The organism is Nonomuraea sp. NPDC049695, assembly GCF_040674955.1.
Lineage (GTDB): Bacteria > Actinomycetota > Actinomycetes > Streptosporangiales > Streptosporangiaceae > Nonomuraea > Nonomuraea helvata.
Genome location: NZ_JBFANV010000006.1, coordinates 206,894 through 222,068 on the forward strand (window position 1 = coordinate 206,894; position 15,175 = coordinate 222,068).

The 15,175-nt window shown below is 69.2% G+C and carries 17 protein-coding genes; 5 read left to right on the top strand and 12 right to left on the bottom strand.

Annotated features, from left to right (window positions below):
- Positions 1-6 precede the first annotated feature (6 nt).
- A complete protein-coding gene (locus tag AB0J64_RS08385) occupies positions 7-1,242 on the bottom strand; it encodes an adenosylhomocysteinase (protein ID WP_364022635.1) in 1,236 nt (411 codons plus the stop codon).
- Between the two features lie 196 nt (positions 1,243-1,438).
- Positions 1,439-2,866, bottom strand: coding sequence for an adenosylhomocysteinase (gene ahcY / locus AB0J64_RS08390; RefSeq protein ID WP_364022638.1), 1,428 nt, complete (start codon positions 2,864-2,866; stop codon positions 1,439-1,441).
- Between the two features lie 102 nt (positions 2,867-2,968).
- On the opposite strand from ahcY, the gene AB0J64_RS08395 reads away from it, so the two are divergent.
- Positions 2,969-3,307 carry a MerR family DNA-binding transcriptional regulator gene (locus AB0J64_RS08395; RefSeq protein ID WP_344996653.1) on the top strand — a complete coding sequence of 113 codons (339 nt, stop codon included), beginning with the start codon at positions 2,969-2,971 and terminating at the stop codon, positions 3,305-3,307.
- A gap of 24 nt (positions 3,308-3,331) precedes the next feature.
- Here AB0J64_RS08395 and AB0J64_RS08400 read toward each other — a convergent pair whose 3' ends face one another.
- A complete protein-coding gene (locus AB0J64_RS08400; RefSeq protein WP_364022641.1) occupies positions 3,332-4,408 on the bottom strand; it encodes an alpha/beta hydrolase-fold protein in 1,077 nt (358 codons plus the stop codon).
- A 75-nt stretch (positions 4,409-4,483) separates the two neighbouring features.
- On the opposite strand from AB0J64_RS08400, the gene AB0J64_RS08405 reads away from it, so the two are divergent.
- Positions 4,484-6,190: a phosphatidylglycerol lysyltransferase domain-containing protein gene (locus AB0J64_RS08405; protein ID WP_364022644.1), complete on the top strand. Its 1,707-nt coding sequence runs from the start codon at positions 4,484-4,486 to the stop codon at positions 6,188-6,190.
- An 18-nt stretch (positions 6,191-6,208) separates the two neighbouring features.
- On the opposite strand, the gene AB0J64_RS08410 is transcribed toward AB0J64_RS08405, so the two are convergent.
- From AB0J64_RS08410 to AB0J64_RS08430, 5 genes are all read right to left on the bottom strand, one after another.
- A complete protein-coding gene (locus AB0J64_RS08410) occupies positions 6,209-7,162 on the bottom strand; it encodes a cation diffusion facilitator family transporter (protein WP_364022647.1) in 954 nt (317 codons plus the stop codon).
- Between the two features lie 49 nt (positions 7,163-7,211).
- Positions 7,212-8,321, bottom strand: a complete 1,110-nt coding sequence (locus AB0J64_RS08415) for an SIS domain-containing protein (RefSeq protein ID WP_364022649.1) — start codon at positions 8,319-8,321, stop codon at positions 7,212-7,214.
- On the bottom strand, positions 8,318-8,485 hold the full coding sequence (locus tag AB0J64_RS08420; RefSeq protein ID WP_106236648.1) for a Trm112 family protein: 168 nt from the start codon (positions 8,483-8,485) through the stop codon (positions 8,318-8,320). The genes AB0J64_RS08415 and AB0J64_RS08420 overlap by 4 nt, the downstream gene beginning before the upstream one ends.
- Positions 8,482-9,831: a phosphomannomutase/phosphoglucomutase gene (locus tag AB0J64_RS08425; RefSeq protein ID WP_364022653.1), complete on the bottom strand. Its 1,350-nt coding sequence runs from the start codon at positions 9,829-9,831 to the stop codon at positions 8,482-8,484. Before AB0J64_RS08425 ends, AB0J64_RS08420 begins: the two co-directional genes overlap by 4 nt.
- 229 nt (positions 9,832-10,060) lie before the next feature.
- Positions 10,061-10,429: a DUF3499 domain-containing protein gene (locus AB0J64_RS08430; RefSeq protein WP_106236645.1), complete on the bottom strand. Its 369-nt coding sequence runs from the start codon at positions 10,427-10,429 to the stop codon at positions 10,061-10,063.
- 344 nt (positions 10,430-10,773) lie between these two features.
- On the opposite strand from AB0J64_RS08430, the gene AB0J64_RS08435 reads away from it, so the two are divergent.
- The gene (locus AB0J64_RS08435; protein ID WP_344996675.1) at positions 10,774-11,214 is read left to right on the top strand and encodes a metallopeptidase family protein; all 441 of its coding nucleotides are present in this window, start codon (positions 10,774-10,776) and stop codon (positions 11,212-11,214) included.
- Positions 11,215-11,246: 32 nt separating this feature from the next.
- Here AB0J64_RS08435 and AB0J64_RS08440 read toward each other — a convergent pair whose 3' ends face one another.
- Positions 11,247-12,143: an alpha/beta hydrolase gene (locus AB0J64_RS08440; protein ID WP_364022657.1), complete on the bottom strand. Its 897-nt coding sequence runs from the start codon at positions 12,141-12,143 to the stop codon at positions 11,247-11,249.
- Positions 12,144-12,197: 54 nt separating this feature from the next.
- Here AB0J64_RS08440 and AB0J64_RS08445 point away from each other — a divergent pair, with 54 nt between their 5' ends.
- Complete coding sequence (locus AB0J64_RS08445; RefSeq protein WP_364022722.1) at positions 12,198-12,803, top strand: pyridoxamine 5'-phosphate oxidase family protein; 606 nt, start codon at positions 12,198-12,200, stop codon at positions 12,801-12,803.
- A 10-nt stretch (positions 12,804-12,813) separates the two neighbouring features.
- Here the strand turns inward: AB0J64_RS08445 and AB0J64_RS08450 are convergent, their stop codons facing one another.
- Both AB0J64_RS08450 and AB0J64_RS08455 read right to left on the bottom strand, forming a co-directional pair.
- Positions 12,814-13,209: a VOC family protein gene (locus AB0J64_RS08450; RefSeq protein WP_364022660.1), complete on the bottom strand. Its 396-nt coding sequence runs from the start codon at positions 13,207-13,209 to the stop codon at positions 12,814-12,816.
- Positions 13,210-13,287: 78 nt separating this feature from the next.
- On the bottom strand, positions 13,288-13,971 hold the full coding sequence (locus AB0J64_RS08455) for a carboxymuconolactone decarboxylase family protein (protein ID WP_364022662.1): 684 nt from the start codon (positions 13,969-13,971) through the stop codon (positions 13,288-13,290).
- A gap of 74 nt (positions 13,972-14,045) precedes the next feature.
- On the opposite strand from AB0J64_RS08455, the gene AB0J64_RS08460 reads away from it, so the two are divergent.
- Positions 14,046-14,678 (top strand): TetR/AcrR family transcriptional regulator, encoded by a 633-nt coding sequence (locus AB0J64_RS08460; protein WP_364022665.1) that lies wholly within the window; start codon positions 14,046-14,048, stop codon positions 14,676-14,678.
- A 43-nt stretch (positions 14,679-14,721) separates the two neighbouring features.
- Here the strand turns inward: AB0J64_RS08460 and AB0J64_RS08465 are convergent, their stop codons facing one another.
- Positions 14,722-14,982, bottom strand: a complete 261-nt coding sequence (locus AB0J64_RS08465) for a WhiB family transcriptional regulator (RefSeq protein WP_176903063.1) — start codon at positions 14,980-14,982, stop codon at positions 14,722-14,724.
- Positions 14,983-15,175: the final 193 nt, after the last annotated feature.

Genomic DNA, 15,175 nt, shown 5'->3' on the forward strand with positions numbered 1-15,175 from the left:
GGGCGTCTAGGAGCCGACGCGCCAGGAGTGCAGGTAGTCCTCCTGGTCAGGAGTCAGCACGTCGATGCCGATGCCGGCGGCGGCCAGTTTGAGCCTGGCCACCTCGTGGTCGATCTCCTCGGGAACGTCGTACACGCCAGGGTCCAGGCGGGAGCGCTCGCCTGCCAGCCAGGCCACGGCGAGTGCCTGCGCGGAGAACGACATGTCCATGACGGCCGCGGGATGACCCTCGGCCGCGGTGAGGTTCACCAGCCGCCCCTCGGCGAGCAGCAGCAGGCGCCGGCCGTCGGGCATGACATATTCGTCGGTGTTGGGCCGCACCCCGCGGTGCACCTCGGCGGCCAGCTCGTCCAGCGCCCGCACGTCGATCTCCACGTCGAAGTGGCCGGCGTTGGCCAGGATCGCGCCGTCCTTCATGACCGACAGGTGCTCGGCCCTGATCACGTCGCGGTTGCCCGTCACGGTGACGAACAGGTCGCCGACCATCGCGGCCTGGGCCATCGGCCGCACCTCGTAGCCCTGCAGGGTCGCGTCGAGCGCCTTGACGGCGTCGATCTCGGTCACGATCACCCGCGCCCCGAACCCCTTGGCCCGCTCGGCCACGCCGCGCCCGCAGAACCCGAACCCGGCCACGACGAGCGTGCGACCGGCGAGCATGGTGTTGGTGGCGCGCATGATGCCGTCGAGCGTGGACTGCCCGGTGCCGTAGCGGTTGTCGAACATGCGCTTGGTACGCGTGTCGTTCACGGCCACCATGGGGAACCTCAAGGCGCCCTCCGCGGCCATCTGCCGGAGCCTGATGATCCCGGTGGTGGTCTCCTCACAGCCACCGCCGATGCCTTCGAGCAGGTCGGTGCGCTCGGTGTGGAGGATGTTCACCAGATCGCACCCGTCGTCGAGCACGAGATCAGGCTCGAGATCGAGCGCCTGATGGATGTGCCGGTAGTAGGTGGCCCGATCGACCCCGGCACGCGCGTGCACGTCGATCCCGTACATCCGCAGCGCCTCGGCCACGTCGTCCTGCGTGGACAGGGGGTTGGACGCGGCAAGCGCGATCTCGGCCCCTCCGGCCTTCAACGTCCCCATGAGCACGGCTGTCTCGGCGGTGACGTGCAGGCAGGCAGCGATCTTCAACCCGTCCAGCGGCCGCTCGAGCCCGAACCGCTCTCCGATCGCCGTCAGCACCGGCATCGAACGAGCGGCCCAGGAGATCTGCCGCTCACCGCTTTCCCAGAGATCCATGCCAGCCCTTTGAGCGAAGAAGAAGGCCAAGAATACGCGTCGTCACGGCGAGCCACCCGTGAGCCTTCACGACCGGCCATGACGGACGGCCACTGACGTCGGCGCGTGCGGCCCACCGTGCGCAGCCGTACAGGATGATGCGCGTCGAAAAGGGAGAGCCCCGGGAGGCGAGAAGCCCCCCGGAGCTCATGAAAATTTAGTACCGGTAGTGGTCGGGCTTGTAGGGGCCCTCGACGTGGACGCCGATGTAGGAGGCCTGTTCCTTGGTCAGCTCGGTCAGCTTGACGCCCAGGGCGTCGAGGTGCAGGCGGGCGACCTTCTCGTCCAGGTGCTTGGGCAGGGTGTAGACGCCGATCGGGTATTCGGACGTCTTCGCGAACAGCTCGATCTGCGCGATCACCTGGTTGGTGAACGAGTTGGACATGACGAAGCTCGGGTGGCCGGTCGCGCAGCCGAGGTTCATCAGGCGGCCCTCGGCGAGGACGATGATCGAGTGGCCGTCCTCGAAGACCCACTCGTCGACCTGCGGCTTGATGTTGTTCTTGACGATGCCGGGCAGCTTGGCGAGGCCGGCCATGTCGATCTCGTTGTCGAAGTGGCCGATGTTGGAGACGATCGCCTGGTGCTTCATCTTCGCCATGTGGGCGGCGGTGATGATGTTGAAGTTGCCGGTGGCCGTCACGAAGATGTCGGCGATGCCGACGACCTCGTCCAGCGTGGTCACCTGGAAGCCGTCCATGGCCGCCTGGAGCGCGCAGATCGGGTCGATCTCGGTCACGATGACCCGGGCGCCCTGGCCGCGAAGGGCGTCGGCGCAGCCCTTGCCGACGTCGCCGTAGCCGCAGACCACGGCCACCTTGCCGCCGATCAGCACGTCGGTGGCGCGGTTGAGGCCGTCGATGACGGAGTGGCGGCAGCCGTACTTGTTGTCGAACTTCGACTTGGTGACCGAGTCGTTGACGTTGATGGCCGGGAAGAGGAGCTGGCCGTTCTTGTGCATCTCGTAGAGGCGGTGCACGCCGGTGGTGGTCTCCTCGGTGACGCCCTTGATGCTCTCGGCGATCCGCGTCCACCTCTTGTCGGCACCGACCGTGCGGGTGAGCAGGTCGATGATGACGTGCCACTCCTCGGGGTCCTCCGCGGTGGCGGGCGGCACGGCGCCGGCCTTCTCGTACTCGGCGCCCTTGTGGACCAGCAGCGTGGCGTCGCCGCCGTCGTCGAGGATCATGTTGGGGGCGTCGCCGTCAGGCCACGTGAGGGCCTGCTCGGTGCACCACCAGTACTCCTCCAGCGTCTCGCCCTTCCACGCGAACACCGGCACGCCCTGCGGGTCGTCAACGGTGCCGTTGGGGCCGACGACCACCGCGGCGGCGGCGTGGTCCTGCGTGGAGAAGATGTTGCAGCTGACCCAGCGGACCTCGGCGCCGAGGGCGACCAGCGTCTCGATGAGGACGGCAGTCTGGATCGTCATGTGCAGGGAGCCCATGATCTTCGCGCCGCGAAGGGGCTGGGAGGCCGCGTACTCCTTTCGGACCGCCATGAGGCCGGGCATCTCGTGCTCGGCGAGCCGGATCTCCTTGCGGCCGAAGTCGGCCAGTGAAAGGTCTGCGACCTTGAAGTCCATCGGTGTTCCCTCGCGTCGCGGATGGGTGTCGCCACAGAGTTTAGGCGGCCTGTCGGCGGGGTCGCATCTTCAGGCGCGCAAAGCTGACGTAAGAATGTAAGGATGCGCATCACTGAGGCCGCCAAGCGGCTCGGCATGTCCCCGCGAATGCTCCGATACCGGGAGGCACTCGGCCTGTTGCCGCCGGTACGCGAGCAGGGGGCGCACCGGCGGTTCGGTCCGGAGGAGCTGGCCGCGGTGGCACAAGGGGTGGAGCTGGAGAAGAGGTTCGACGTCTCGCCGGCCGAGCTGGCGTTCGCGCTGCGGGTGCTGACCGAGCCTGCGGTGGCGTCGGCCGTACGTGACCTCGGGGTTCGGATCGGACGTATCCAGGTGCCTCGCCGGGCCCTCGACTTCGAGAAGGAGAAGGCACTCCGCCTGCTCCGCCCGTCAGGCCGCTGATCCCCACTCCTCAGAGGAAGCCACTCACACGGAGGGGCTGACGAGTTGCTGGGCGAGCCAGGGCAGGACCTGCGGGAGCTCCCGGTTCCAGGTGTTGAAGTTGTGGCCGCCGCTGGGCAGGAAGAGCGACGACCCCTGCATGGGCGGCCGCACCGCCCCCAGGAAGCGCACGGTCGCGGGATAGTCGCTCTCACCCTTCTTGCTGCTGGTGACGAGCACCTTCACCGGAGGCGCCGGCAGGTTCGCCAGCCGCCACATGAGGTCGTTGCGCTGCTCGAGCGACTTGTCCCCATGGAACAGATCGCCGGTGGTGCGGTCGATGATCGTCTTGAAGTAGCCCGACAGCGAGACGGCCGCGGAGAACTGCTCGGGATGGCTCATGACGATCTTCAGCGCGCAGTAACCGCCGGTCGAGCCGCCCAGGATGCCCCACGAGTCCCGATCCGGGGCCACCCGGTAGTGAGCGATCATGTCCTGTTTGACGTCGTTCGCAAAGTACGCCAGCACCTGCGGCCCTCGCGGCACGTCCACGCACTCGGTGTCGCGCGGCAGCACCACGCTGGGCCGCATCATGACCAGGATCGTGGGCTTGACCTGGCCCTCGGCGATCGCCTTCGCCATCCGCCCCGGCAGGTCCATCCGGGTCATGAGGTTGCGCGGATCACCCGGGTAGCCGGTGAGGGCGATGATCGCAGGAAAGCGCTCCGTCTTGTGCTTCAGGTACGCCGACGGCAGGAACACGTACGCCTCCGAGCTCAGCCTCGTGGACGGCCCCGGCATGATCACCTGTTCGACCCGCCCGCCCGGCACCGCGCGGCTGCCGAGCACCTGCAGCCCCGTGGCGGCGACCGTGATCGGTGCCGTCGCCGTGTCGGTGCCCAGCAGGTCGCCCCAGGAGCTGTAGAAGGCGAAGTACGAGTTCAGCGCCAGCCCCAGGGCGGCCAGCGTGAGCACCTGGCAGACGGCCAGCACGCCGACCCGGCCCAGCACGGCCTGGAGGTTGCTCGCGCTCAGGCGCGGCCACAGCCACATTGTCGCCACCAACGCCGCCACCGCGAGAACCGCTGTCGTGACCAGCAACCCGATCGAGGTGAGTCCCATGGGTATGAGATACCTGGCGGAGCGTAAGCGGAGAGTTAACATGCGCATTATCGAGCCAGGTCTTCAATGTGGGCTGTGAAGCGTTCCTGGATCCCAGCCGTCGCCGGTTACGCGTCGTTGGCGATCGGCCTTCTGGACATCGGCAAGGCCGTGTTCCCCCATTTCCAGCACACCCGGATGGGCGAGTGGTCCGACTTCCTGCCGGGCATCGTCTCCACCGTCGCCAGGGCGTCCTCCCTGGTCGTCGGCATCATGCTGGTGATGATCGCGCACGCGCTGCGCCGGGGGAAGGTGCGGGCCTGGCGTGCCGTCGTGGTGCTGCTGCCGACGAACGCCGTCGTGAGCTTCACCCATCTGCGCCCCGCCTCGGCCGTGATCAGCCTCGCCCTGCTGGCCGTGCTGGTGCTGGGCAGGGGCGAGTTCTCCGCGCTCCCGGATCCGCGCTCGCGCTGGCGGGCCCTGGGGAACCTGCTCGTGCTCGGCGCCCTCGACCTGGGCCTGGGCTATGCGATCATCAGTGCCCGGCCCCGGATGCTCGTAGGCGATCCGAGCGTGCTCGACCGCCTCGAACACGTCCTCCTCGGCCTGGCGGGCATCGAGGGACCGGTCACGTTCACCGTCGAGCGGGTCTCCGACCTGGTCTACTTCTCCCTGCTCGCGCTCGGCACACTCACCGCCGTCACCACGCTCTACCTGGCGCTGCGCCCCGAACGCCCGATCGCGGAGCTCACCGAGGACGACGAGCGGCGCCTGCGCGCCCTGCTCGCCCAGCACGGCGAACGCGACTCGCTCGGCTACTTCGCGCTGCGGCGGGACAAGAGCGTGCTGTTCTCCCCCTCGGGGAAGGCGGCCATCGCCTACCGCGTGGTGTCGGGGGTCATGCTGGCCAGCGGCGACCCGATCGGCGACCGCGAGGCCTGGCCCGCGGCGATCAGGACGTTCATGCACGAGGCCAGGCGGCACGCCTGGGTGCCCGCTGTCATCGGCTGCGGCGAGACCGGCGGCGAGGTGTGGACCCGCGAGGCGCGGATGTCCGCGCTCGAGATCGGCGACGAGGCCGTCATCGACGTCGCCGACTTCACGCTGGAGGGCCGCGCGATGCGTAATGTCCGGCAGATGGTCAACAGGACCGAGCGGGCCGGCTACATCTGCCGCGTGCTCCGCACCGCCGACCTGACCGAACCGGAACGGGAGCACATCCGGCAGGCCGCCGACTCCTGGCGCGGCACCCAGACCGAACGCGGCTACTCCATGGCGCTCGGCCGCTTCGGCGACCCGGCGGACGCCGACTGCCTGGTGGCCACCGCTCACAAGGACGGCGAGCTCAGGGCCGTGCTGCACTTCGTGCCGTGGGGACCGCGCGGCATCTCGCTCGACCTCATGCGGCGCGACCGCGACGCCGAGCCGGGGCTCAACGAACTGCTGATCGCCAAGACCCTCCAGGCCGCGCCCGCCCTGAACATCGCGCAGGTCTCACTGAACTTCGCCATGTTCCGCGCGGTCCTGGCCCGTGGGGAGCGACTCGGGGCCGGTCCGGTGCTGCGTGCGTGGCGGGCGCTGCTGATCTTCCTGTCGCACTGGTTCCAGATCGAGTCGCTGTATCGGTTCAACGCCAAGTTCCGGCCGATCTGGGAGCCCCGTTTCGTGGTCTATCCCAACGCCCGCGACCTGCCGCGGATCGGGGTCTCGGCGCTGCAGGCGGAGGCGTTCTTCACCCTGGGCCGCTCCCCCTGGCGCCGCCTGCGTCTTCCCTGGCTGCGGCCGGCCCGGCTCGCCTCGTAGGAGGCCCCTTCAGCTCCTTCAGCTTGAGGTGGCCTCCGAGTGCGAGCTCGAGGGGTTGGCGCGAAGGCGGTCCAGGTCGGGCTCCAGGTAGATGACGCGGGCGATCGGCACGGCCTCGCGGATGCGGCGTTCGGCCTCGTCGATGCCATGGGCGACCTCGGCCGCCGAGTCGTCGCGCGCCACCGCGATCTTCGCCGCCACCAGCAGCTCCTCCGGCCCCAGGTGCAGCGTGCGCATGTGGATGATCCTGGCCACCTCGGGCGTGCTCTCCAGCGCGGTACGGATCTGCGCCTCCATCTCCGGCGTGGCACCCTCACCGACCAGCAGCGACTTGGTCTCCACGGCCAGCACGACCGCGATCACGGCCAGCAGCACGCCGATCATCAAGGTGCCGACGCCGTCCCAGATGCCGTTGCCGGTGATCACCGCCATGGTCACACCGAACAGCGCGAAGATCAGACCGAGCAGCGCACCCAGGTCCTCCAGCAGGATGACCGGCAGCTCGGGCGACTTGGAGCGGCGGACGAAGGTGACCCACGACATCTTGCCGCGGATCCCGTTCGACTCCTTGATCGCCGTACGGAACGAGAATCCCTCGGCGATGATCGCGAAGATCAGCACCGCGAACGCCCAGATCGGCGCCTCCACCTCCTGCGGGTCGGAGATCTTGTGGACACCCTCGTAGATCGAGAACGCCGCGCCGATCGTGAACAGCACCACGGCCACCACGAAGGCGTAGAAGTAACGTTCGCGGCCGTAGCCGAAGGGGTGCTCCTTGGTGCTGGCCTTGGCCGCCCGCTTGCCGCCGATCAGCAGCAGCACCTGGTTGCCCGAGTCGGCCACAGAGTGGATGCCCTCCGCCAGCATCGAGGAAGACCCCGTGAAGAACGCGGCCACGAATTTCGACACGGCGATTGCCAGGTTCGCGGACAACGCCGCAATGATCGCTTTCGTTCCGCCGCTCGCGCTCACCGATCTTCTCCAACCGTAAAGATCACGTACAAAGGCCTGAAAAGGGATCCTATTGCGAAATTCTGGCCTTCAGCTCAGTGATCGCTGACACGGGGGTGGGATCGAGGGCGTATCCCAGGGCCAGATACGTGCTCGCGTAGTCGCCGAGCGCGATCAGTGTGGCCATCCGTTCCAGCGGGTGCACGCCCTCGGCCGTCAGCTCCGTCACCGGCACGTCGCGATCGGTCGCGAGCCGTACGGACGCCTCGCGCCGCTTCGTCACCCGCGGATGCTCCTCGACGTCGCGCAGCACGACGAGCCTCAGCGTGCGCCCCGCCGTCTCGGCGAAGATGTCGCGTTCGGCCAGCGGCCCGTCGAAGGCACCGATCTGATTGTGATCGACCTCGGGCAGTTCGCCGTGGACGGCGGGATATTTCGCGTTCGTGTTGAGCTGACAGGCCAGCCGGTACGCCGCCACCGACGCCAGGGGCGACGACCCCCAGATCATCGGCACGCTCTCGGCCAGGTCCATGGCCAGGGACTTGCCCGGATTGATGAACGACTCGCTGGACGGTCTGCACCGATGCGCCATGTCCTCCAGCGCCTTGGCCACCCGTTCGAACAGCTCTGCGTCGGCCTGGACGAGCCGCAGCCCGGCCGCGGCCACGATGAGGGGGGTGGCCAGCAGCCAGAGATTCGCCCTGGACTGGCCGGTGACGGGCACCGGCACGTACGTCGCCGACGCCTGGGTGGCGATGGCCTCCAGCGGGGAGCCGGGAGCGCCCACGCCGAGCAGCCTGCAGCCGCGCCGCACGGCCTGCGTGGCGACGGAGATCGTCTCCTCGGCCGCGCCGGAGCCGGAGACGGCGACGACCAGGTCGGCGGCCCCCACCCAGCCGGGGAGCTGGTAGGAGCGCAGGGGCAGGATCGGCAGCGGCGCGCCGTTGCCGACGACCGCCGCCAGGATGTCGCCGGCGATGGCCGAGCCGCCCACGCCCGCGACCACGATGGCACGCGGGCGCCCGTGGCCGGCCAGGCGGCCGACCACCTCGGCCTCGACGGCCGTGCGGTAGCCGGTGCGTACGTGGGCCGCGGAGGCCGCGACCGCCGGCAGCATCCCGGCGGGGTCGGCCTCACTGAGGTGACGCTGGTCGTCGAGCCGCTCCGGCTCCCAGGTCACGGCTTCCTGGCCTCGTCGACGAGCAGGACGGGAATGTCATCCCGTACCGGATAGATCAGGCCGCAGCCCGTACACGCCAGCTCCTCGGCCTCGGTCTCGGCACGCAGCGGAGCCTTGCACGCCGGGCAGGCCAGGATCTCCAGCAGCCAGTCGTCGATCTTCACTCTGACACCTTTCCCACGATGGCGAGGACCTCGTCCCTGATCGCCTTCATCTCGGTCTCGTCGGCCGCCTCGGCGTTCAGCCTGAGCAGCGGCTCGGTGTTGGACGCCCGCAGGTTGAACCACCAGCCGGGCCCGGTCACGGTCAGCCCGTCGAGCTCGTCGAACTCCCCTCGCCCCGCGAACGCCTCCCGCACTCGCCGCAACGCGTCGCCCTGGTCCGCCACGGCGCTGTTGAGCTCGCCCGAGGCGTGGTAGCGGGAGTAGGCCTCCACCAGCTCCGACAGCGGTCGATCCTGCTCGCCGAGCGCGGCCAGCACGTGCAGCGCCGCCAGCATCCCGGAGTCCGCGAACCAGAAGTCGCGGAAGTAGTAGTGGGCCGAGTGCTCGCCGCCGAAGACGGCTCCCGTGCGGGCCATCTCGGCCTTGATGAACGAGTGCCCGACCCGCGTGCGCACGGGCACGCCGCCGTGCTCGCGCACGATCTCCGGGACCGCGAGCGACGTGATCAGGTTGTGGATGATCGTCGACCCCGGATATTTGGCCAGCTCGCGCGCGGCGACCAGCGCCGTGACCGCCGACGGCGAAACCGACTCCCCACGCTCGTCGATCACCCAGCAGCGGTCGGCGTCGCCGTCGAACGCCAGCCCGATGTCGGCGCCGCCTTCGACCACGGCCCGCTGGAGGTCGACGAGGTTCTGCGGCTCGATGGGGTTGGCCTCGTGGTTGGGGAAGTTGCCGTCCAGCTCGAAGTAGAGCGGGGTCAGCTCGATCGGCAGCCCCTCGAACACGGCGGGCACGGTGTGGCCGCCCATGCCGTTGCCCGCGTCCACGACGACCTTGAGCGGCCGGATGCCGGTGAGGTCGACGAGCGTGCGCAGATGGTGGGCGTAGCCCTGCAGCAGGTCCTTCTCGATCAGCGACCCGCTGGGCGTGGCGGTGATGCCCACCAGCTCGGCGGCCCTGTCGCGGATCTCGCGCAACCCCGTGTCGCCGCCGATCGGCACCGCGCCCGACCGGCACATCTTCATGCCGTTGTAGCGGGCGGGGTTGTGGCTGGCGGTGAACATCACGCCGGGTAGCCCGAGGCTCCCGCTGGCGTAGTAGAGCAGGTCGGTGGAGCCGAGTCCCGCGTGCACGACATCGGCGCGGCGCGAACGCGCGCCCCTGATGAACGCGTCGGCCAGCGGCCTGGAGGATTCACGCATGTCGTGCGCGACGACAACCGACTCGGCCCCCGTGACCTCGACGAAGGCCGCTCCCACGGCCTCGGCGGTCGGCTCGTCGAGCTCGTCGGGCACCACGCCGCGAACGTCGTACGCTTTGAAGATCTTGGCGAGGTCGCCCACTCTCCAGCTCCGCCCCTAGGTCGTTTCTCCGTGTCTATCGAGCATCTTTCGTCAGCTTAGCGATCCTGGGCGTGACATAGGGTCCGGGAACGTTTCCCATCGTGGCCGGGAGACGTACGCGCTGATGTGCAGGCGGATTTCCGCCGATGGCCCAGTCAGTCGGCGGGGTCAGCCGGCGGGGGTCAGCCGGCGGGGGTCAGGCGGCTTGCGCCGGCGCGGGTCAGGCGGCCTACCTGTCGCGGTGCTGCTGGGCCGAGCGCAGCACGCGCAGATGCCCCCTGCGTCCGACCTCGACGCCCTGACCGACCGGCTCGCCACCACCGGACGGCGTGGGCCGCGCGGCCTCCCTGACCGCGTTCGCCAGCGCCTCGAGGTCGTCGGAACTCGGGGACGCGCCGTCCGTCGGCAGCCGTACCACCTCCCAGCCGCGGGGGGCGGTCAGTCGCTCGGCGTGTTCGGCGCACAGGTCGTAACAGTGTGGCTCCGCGTACGTCGCCAGGGGGCCGAGAACAGCGGTCGAGTCGGCGTATACGTACGTGAGCGTGAAGACGGCAGGCTGACTGCAGGCGGTGCGGGAACAGCGGCGGACGGGGCTCACGGAGGGACCGTATCTGGTAAGAGTGCGAGGCGCCACTATCTGAGCGCTCTTAACGAGCGTGTCGCCACAATTCGGACACCTGTCGCAGCCTTTCCACCTACATGCCCCGAAGACCCCGGGACCGGAAACCCCGAAATCAACGGGCGATCGCCCTTCCTCGGCACTGCCCGGGAGCCGTATTCCGGGCCTGCGTTCCGCCCTCTGTCCGCTGCCCGCAACCCGTGCCCTTCCTCAGCGCCCCGCAGACCCCGTCTCCAGACGACCGCCGCCCAAGGCGGGGCCGTCAGGTTTTCGGGGTCACACCACTCCCCGGAGCGACTGGACCAGACCCTAAACTGGCTTCCGTGACTCAGCAGCGCGGCCCCAGACGGCGCGATCGCCACGGTCGCGGCCTCCGCGGCCCGCTCGCGCCCTCCCACGTGCCCATGTCCAAGTCCCGCAGCGAGCGCTTCGACGACCTCGTGCTGGACGCGGTGGACCGGCTCCGCCCCCGCTGGGAGCGCCAGCTTTCGGCGGTGGAGTTCGCGGTGGAGGAGGTCCCGCCGCTGAGCGAGCTGGGCGACGGGCCCAGTCTGAGCGCGGACCCGATCCCGTTCGGCCGCGCGGACGCGGCGAGCGGCCAGAACCCGGCGTCGATCGTGGTCTACCGGCGGCCGCTGGAGGCGCGGGCGAGAGACCGGGACACCCTGGGCGCCATGGTCCACGACACGGTGGTGGAACAGGTGGCCACCCTCCTGGGCCTCTCCCCCGAAACCGTCGATCCGGGCTACGACGACCGCCGCTGAGCCCCCGCGCGGGAGCCCAGCCGGTCAGAATCTCACTCCTTCAGGACAGGCCGGGGTGCCGGGGCCTTCTCCGGCGAGAAGAAGTCCGAGAGCGCCGTAGCCAGTGCCTCTGGAGCCTCCTCCGCCATGTGGTGCCCCGAGTCGATGCCGTGTCCCCGCGCATCCGTCGCCCATTCCTGCCAGATCGCCAGGGGATCCCCGTACAGTTCCTCAAGGTCGTCCCGGAGCGACCACAGGACCAGCAGGGGACACGTCACCCGCCTTCCTGCAGCGTGATCGGTCTCCTCGTCGCGCCAGTCCACGGCGAGGCCGGCCCGATAGTCCTCGAGCATGGCCCGCACCACCTCGGGGCGGCGCGTGGCCTCGCGCCACTCGTCATAGTTCTCCTGCCCCATCCTCGCCGGATCGCCGTGGTACCAGCCGTCCGGATCGGCGTTGATGACGCGCTCCGGGATCTCCGGCTGGGCGAAGAAGAACCAGTGCCACCAACTGCTCGCGAACTTGGCGTTCGCCCGCCTGAGGTGCTCGCTGATCGGGACGCAGTCGAGCAGGGCCAGGCGTACGACCGCCGCCGGGTGATCGAGCGCGAGCCGCAAGGCCACGTAACTTCCGCGGTCGTGACCCGCCGCGGCGAATCGCTCGTGGCCCAGCGCCCGCATGAGACGCACCATGTCCCCCGCCATGGCGCGTTTCGAGTGGGCCGAGTGATCCGGGCTCGGCGCCGGGCCTCGGGATCTGCCGTAACCGCGCAGATCCGGGCACACCACCCTGAAGCCCTGCCGCACCAGGCGGGGGGCCACCTCATGCCACGTGGCGGCCGTGCGCGGGTGCCCGTGTAACAACAGCACGGGAAAGCCCTCCCCGCCGTGGCGGACGTGCAGCGACGCGTCGCCCACATCGATGTTTTCTGTCACGAAGCCTTCGAACATGCGGCTTGTGGTTCCCCCAGGTCGGGCCTATGAACGTACGCGGCTGACGTGAGCGTGACCCCGACCTTTTCGCGCTCCTCTACGACCGCTACTTCAGGGATCTCTACCGCTATCTGGCCGGCCGCTGGCTGGAGAGAGCTACGAAGAGCCCGGCGGGCCGCGCACGTCCTACATCGCGATACGCGCCGTCGGACCCACCGACGCTCCACCACCCACCTCCGTTCGATCGTCACCGAGCGCACCCTGAGCGCGGAGCAGCTCACCCAGGTCCTGACCGGCATGTGCACGCTCGCCCTGTCCACCGTGACGGCGAAGGGCGAACCGCGGATCAGTGGCGCGGACGGGCATTTCCTGCACGGCAAGTGGTACTTCGGCACGGCGCGGAACGCCGCCAAGGCCCGCCACCTCGCCGCCCGTCCCGCCGCCAGCGCCGCGCACATGCGCGGCGAGGACTTGGGGGTGTTCACGCACGGCACAGTGGAGATCCTCAACCCGGAGGACGGCGGGCCGGCCGCGGACTGGCCGGACCTGCTCGCGTACTTCAAGGACTTCTACGGCGACGACGCCTTCGACTGGGACAACGAGGTGGTCTTCTACCGGCTCCACCCGCACTGGATGACCGTCTACGCCCCCGACATCGCGAAGCTCACCGCCACGTGACCACAGCGGACTAGTTGATCCGCTCCTCGACGATCTCGAGGCCGTTGCCGTCCGGGTCGCGGAGGGCGAACATCGGCGGGATGCCCTCCCACAGCAGCAGCTCGCCCACGTCCACCCCGCGCGCCACCAGCTCCTTGTGCAGCGAGGCCGCGTCCGCCGTGGTCAGCCGGACACCGGTCTCGACACCGGCCGCCTTCCCTGGACCTGCCGGGACGAGCGCGATCGCGGTCACCGCTCCCGGCGGCGCGACCTCGATCCACCGCCCGCCCAGTTGCTCGACCGGCGCATCCAGCCGCTTCTCCAGCCCCAGCGTGCCCACGTAGAACTCGACCGCCCGATCCTGGTCGGTGACCGGGACCCCGATGGTCCTGACGCCGGTGATCGCGGTGCTCACTTGCTCGCCCACTTCGGGCCTCCTGTCGTCCGGTTCACCTGGTTGGACTCGCGAACCGGCCGAAACTCATCGCGGATCCAGCGCCCCGTGTCAGACCCGGGCGCCGCCGAGTTCGGTGAGCAGGGCGTCGAGCACGTGCATGGCGCGCCATGCCTTCGTCATGCCGAACTGTGCGGAGAACCGTACGACGGCACGAGCCTCCTCCGGTGTGGCGCCGGCGCCCAGGGCGCGCGTCAGGTGGGCGCGGAAGCTCTCCTCCAAGGTCTGGAAGAGCACGTCGACGGTCATCGTGATGAACGCGCGCTCACGGACCGACAGCAGCCGCATGCCGGCGCGCATCCTCGACTGCAGGTCCATGTAGCCGCCGAACGGTGCGTCGAGTGCGGCCACGGCCTGCCGCATCGACTCGGGGAGCGGGCTGCCCGTGCCGTTGGCGTTCACCTCGTGGCCCTGGCCGGTCGGGGAGGGCAGGGCGTGCTCCCGTTCCAGGTCGGTCAGGCGGGCGAGCGCCGCCAGGGCGGCGGGGTAGCCGCTGTCGTAGGCGACGAAGCGGAGCAGTTCGCGCAGGTCGTCGGCCGACAGGCCGCAGTCGGCCGCCATCGTCACGTGCTGCTGGAAGGGCAGGCCGAGGGTCTGCTGGCAGACGTCGGCGGTGAGGCACAGCAGGGCCTTCTCGCGCGCGGTCAGCTCCGGGATCTCGTCCCAGAGCAGGCGGTCGGTGGCGGCGCTCATCTCGGCGAACACCGAGTCCAACGCCTTCACCTGGTTCTCCATGGGAATCCTCCGTAAGTGAACGACTGTAGCGCTATGACTGTAGTGCAACGTGCGTCCGCCTACAATAGGCCGCTATGGATGAGACCTCCTCCGCCCCGGCCGGCCCTCGCGGTGGCAGGCGGGGTCGCAACCCGCGTGGCCAGGGCGAGCGGCTGCGCGAGGACATCGTCGACGCCGCCCTGCGACTGCTGGACGAACTCGGCGACGACCAGGCCCTGTCCATGCGAGCGGTGGCTCGGGAGATCGGCGTCGCGGCGACCTCGGTGTACATCCACTTCGCCGACCGGGACGCGCTCGTACTGGCTGCCCTGGAGAGGTTCCATCGCGAACTTGTGGAGGCCGTCGATCAGGCCGAAACCGGTGCCGCCGATCCGGCGGGGAAGCTGCGTGCTCGCGTCCTGCTGCTGGGCAGGTGGGTCCAGCAGCATCCCGGCCTGTACAAGGTGCTGCACGAGAGCACGCTGAACCAGCGGGCGGCCATGTCGTTCAAGCAGGAATTGACCGAGCGCACCACCGCTGCCGTACAGCGGTGCATGGACGCGGGGCTCGCCCCGGCCGACGACGCCGCAGTGGTGTCACTTGATCTGAGGGCGGCGGTTCACGGGGCCGTGTCGATGCGGGTCAATCAGCCCGACCTGCCGTGGCCGCCCCTGGAGGAGCAGGTCGATCGTTTCCTGGCCAAGCTCGTCGGCCTCACGCACATGTGAAAGGGGTCACGCGGTCGCCCGCGTGACCCCTGTACCCATATACCTAAACGGCCTGGCGCTTGATCCGTCTGCGCTCTCGCTCGGACAACCCTCCCCAGATGCCGAACCGCTCATCGTGCTCGAGTGCATACTCCAGACACTCGGCACGTACTTCGCATGATCGGCAGACCTTCTTGGCCTCTCTGGTGGAGCCGCCCTTCTCCGGGAAGAACGCCTCCGGATCCGTCTGCGCGCACAACGCGCGCTCCTGCCAGCCGAGTTCTTCAGCGTCAAGCTGTTCCTGTGCGATGACCGGATCGGTCACTGCACACCTCCCTGCCGCCCGCCCGCAATGGAGCCCCCCATGGACGCCTTCCTTATTACCCACCCACTGGAAGGCGTAACAACATGGTTGTAATTACACGCGTGTGCCGTAGCCGACGTCAAGCGGCATGCAGCTATCCGGGGAAAGACCAGAGCTCGCCCCGGTGTGCTTGGCATGTGATGTTCACACCCGC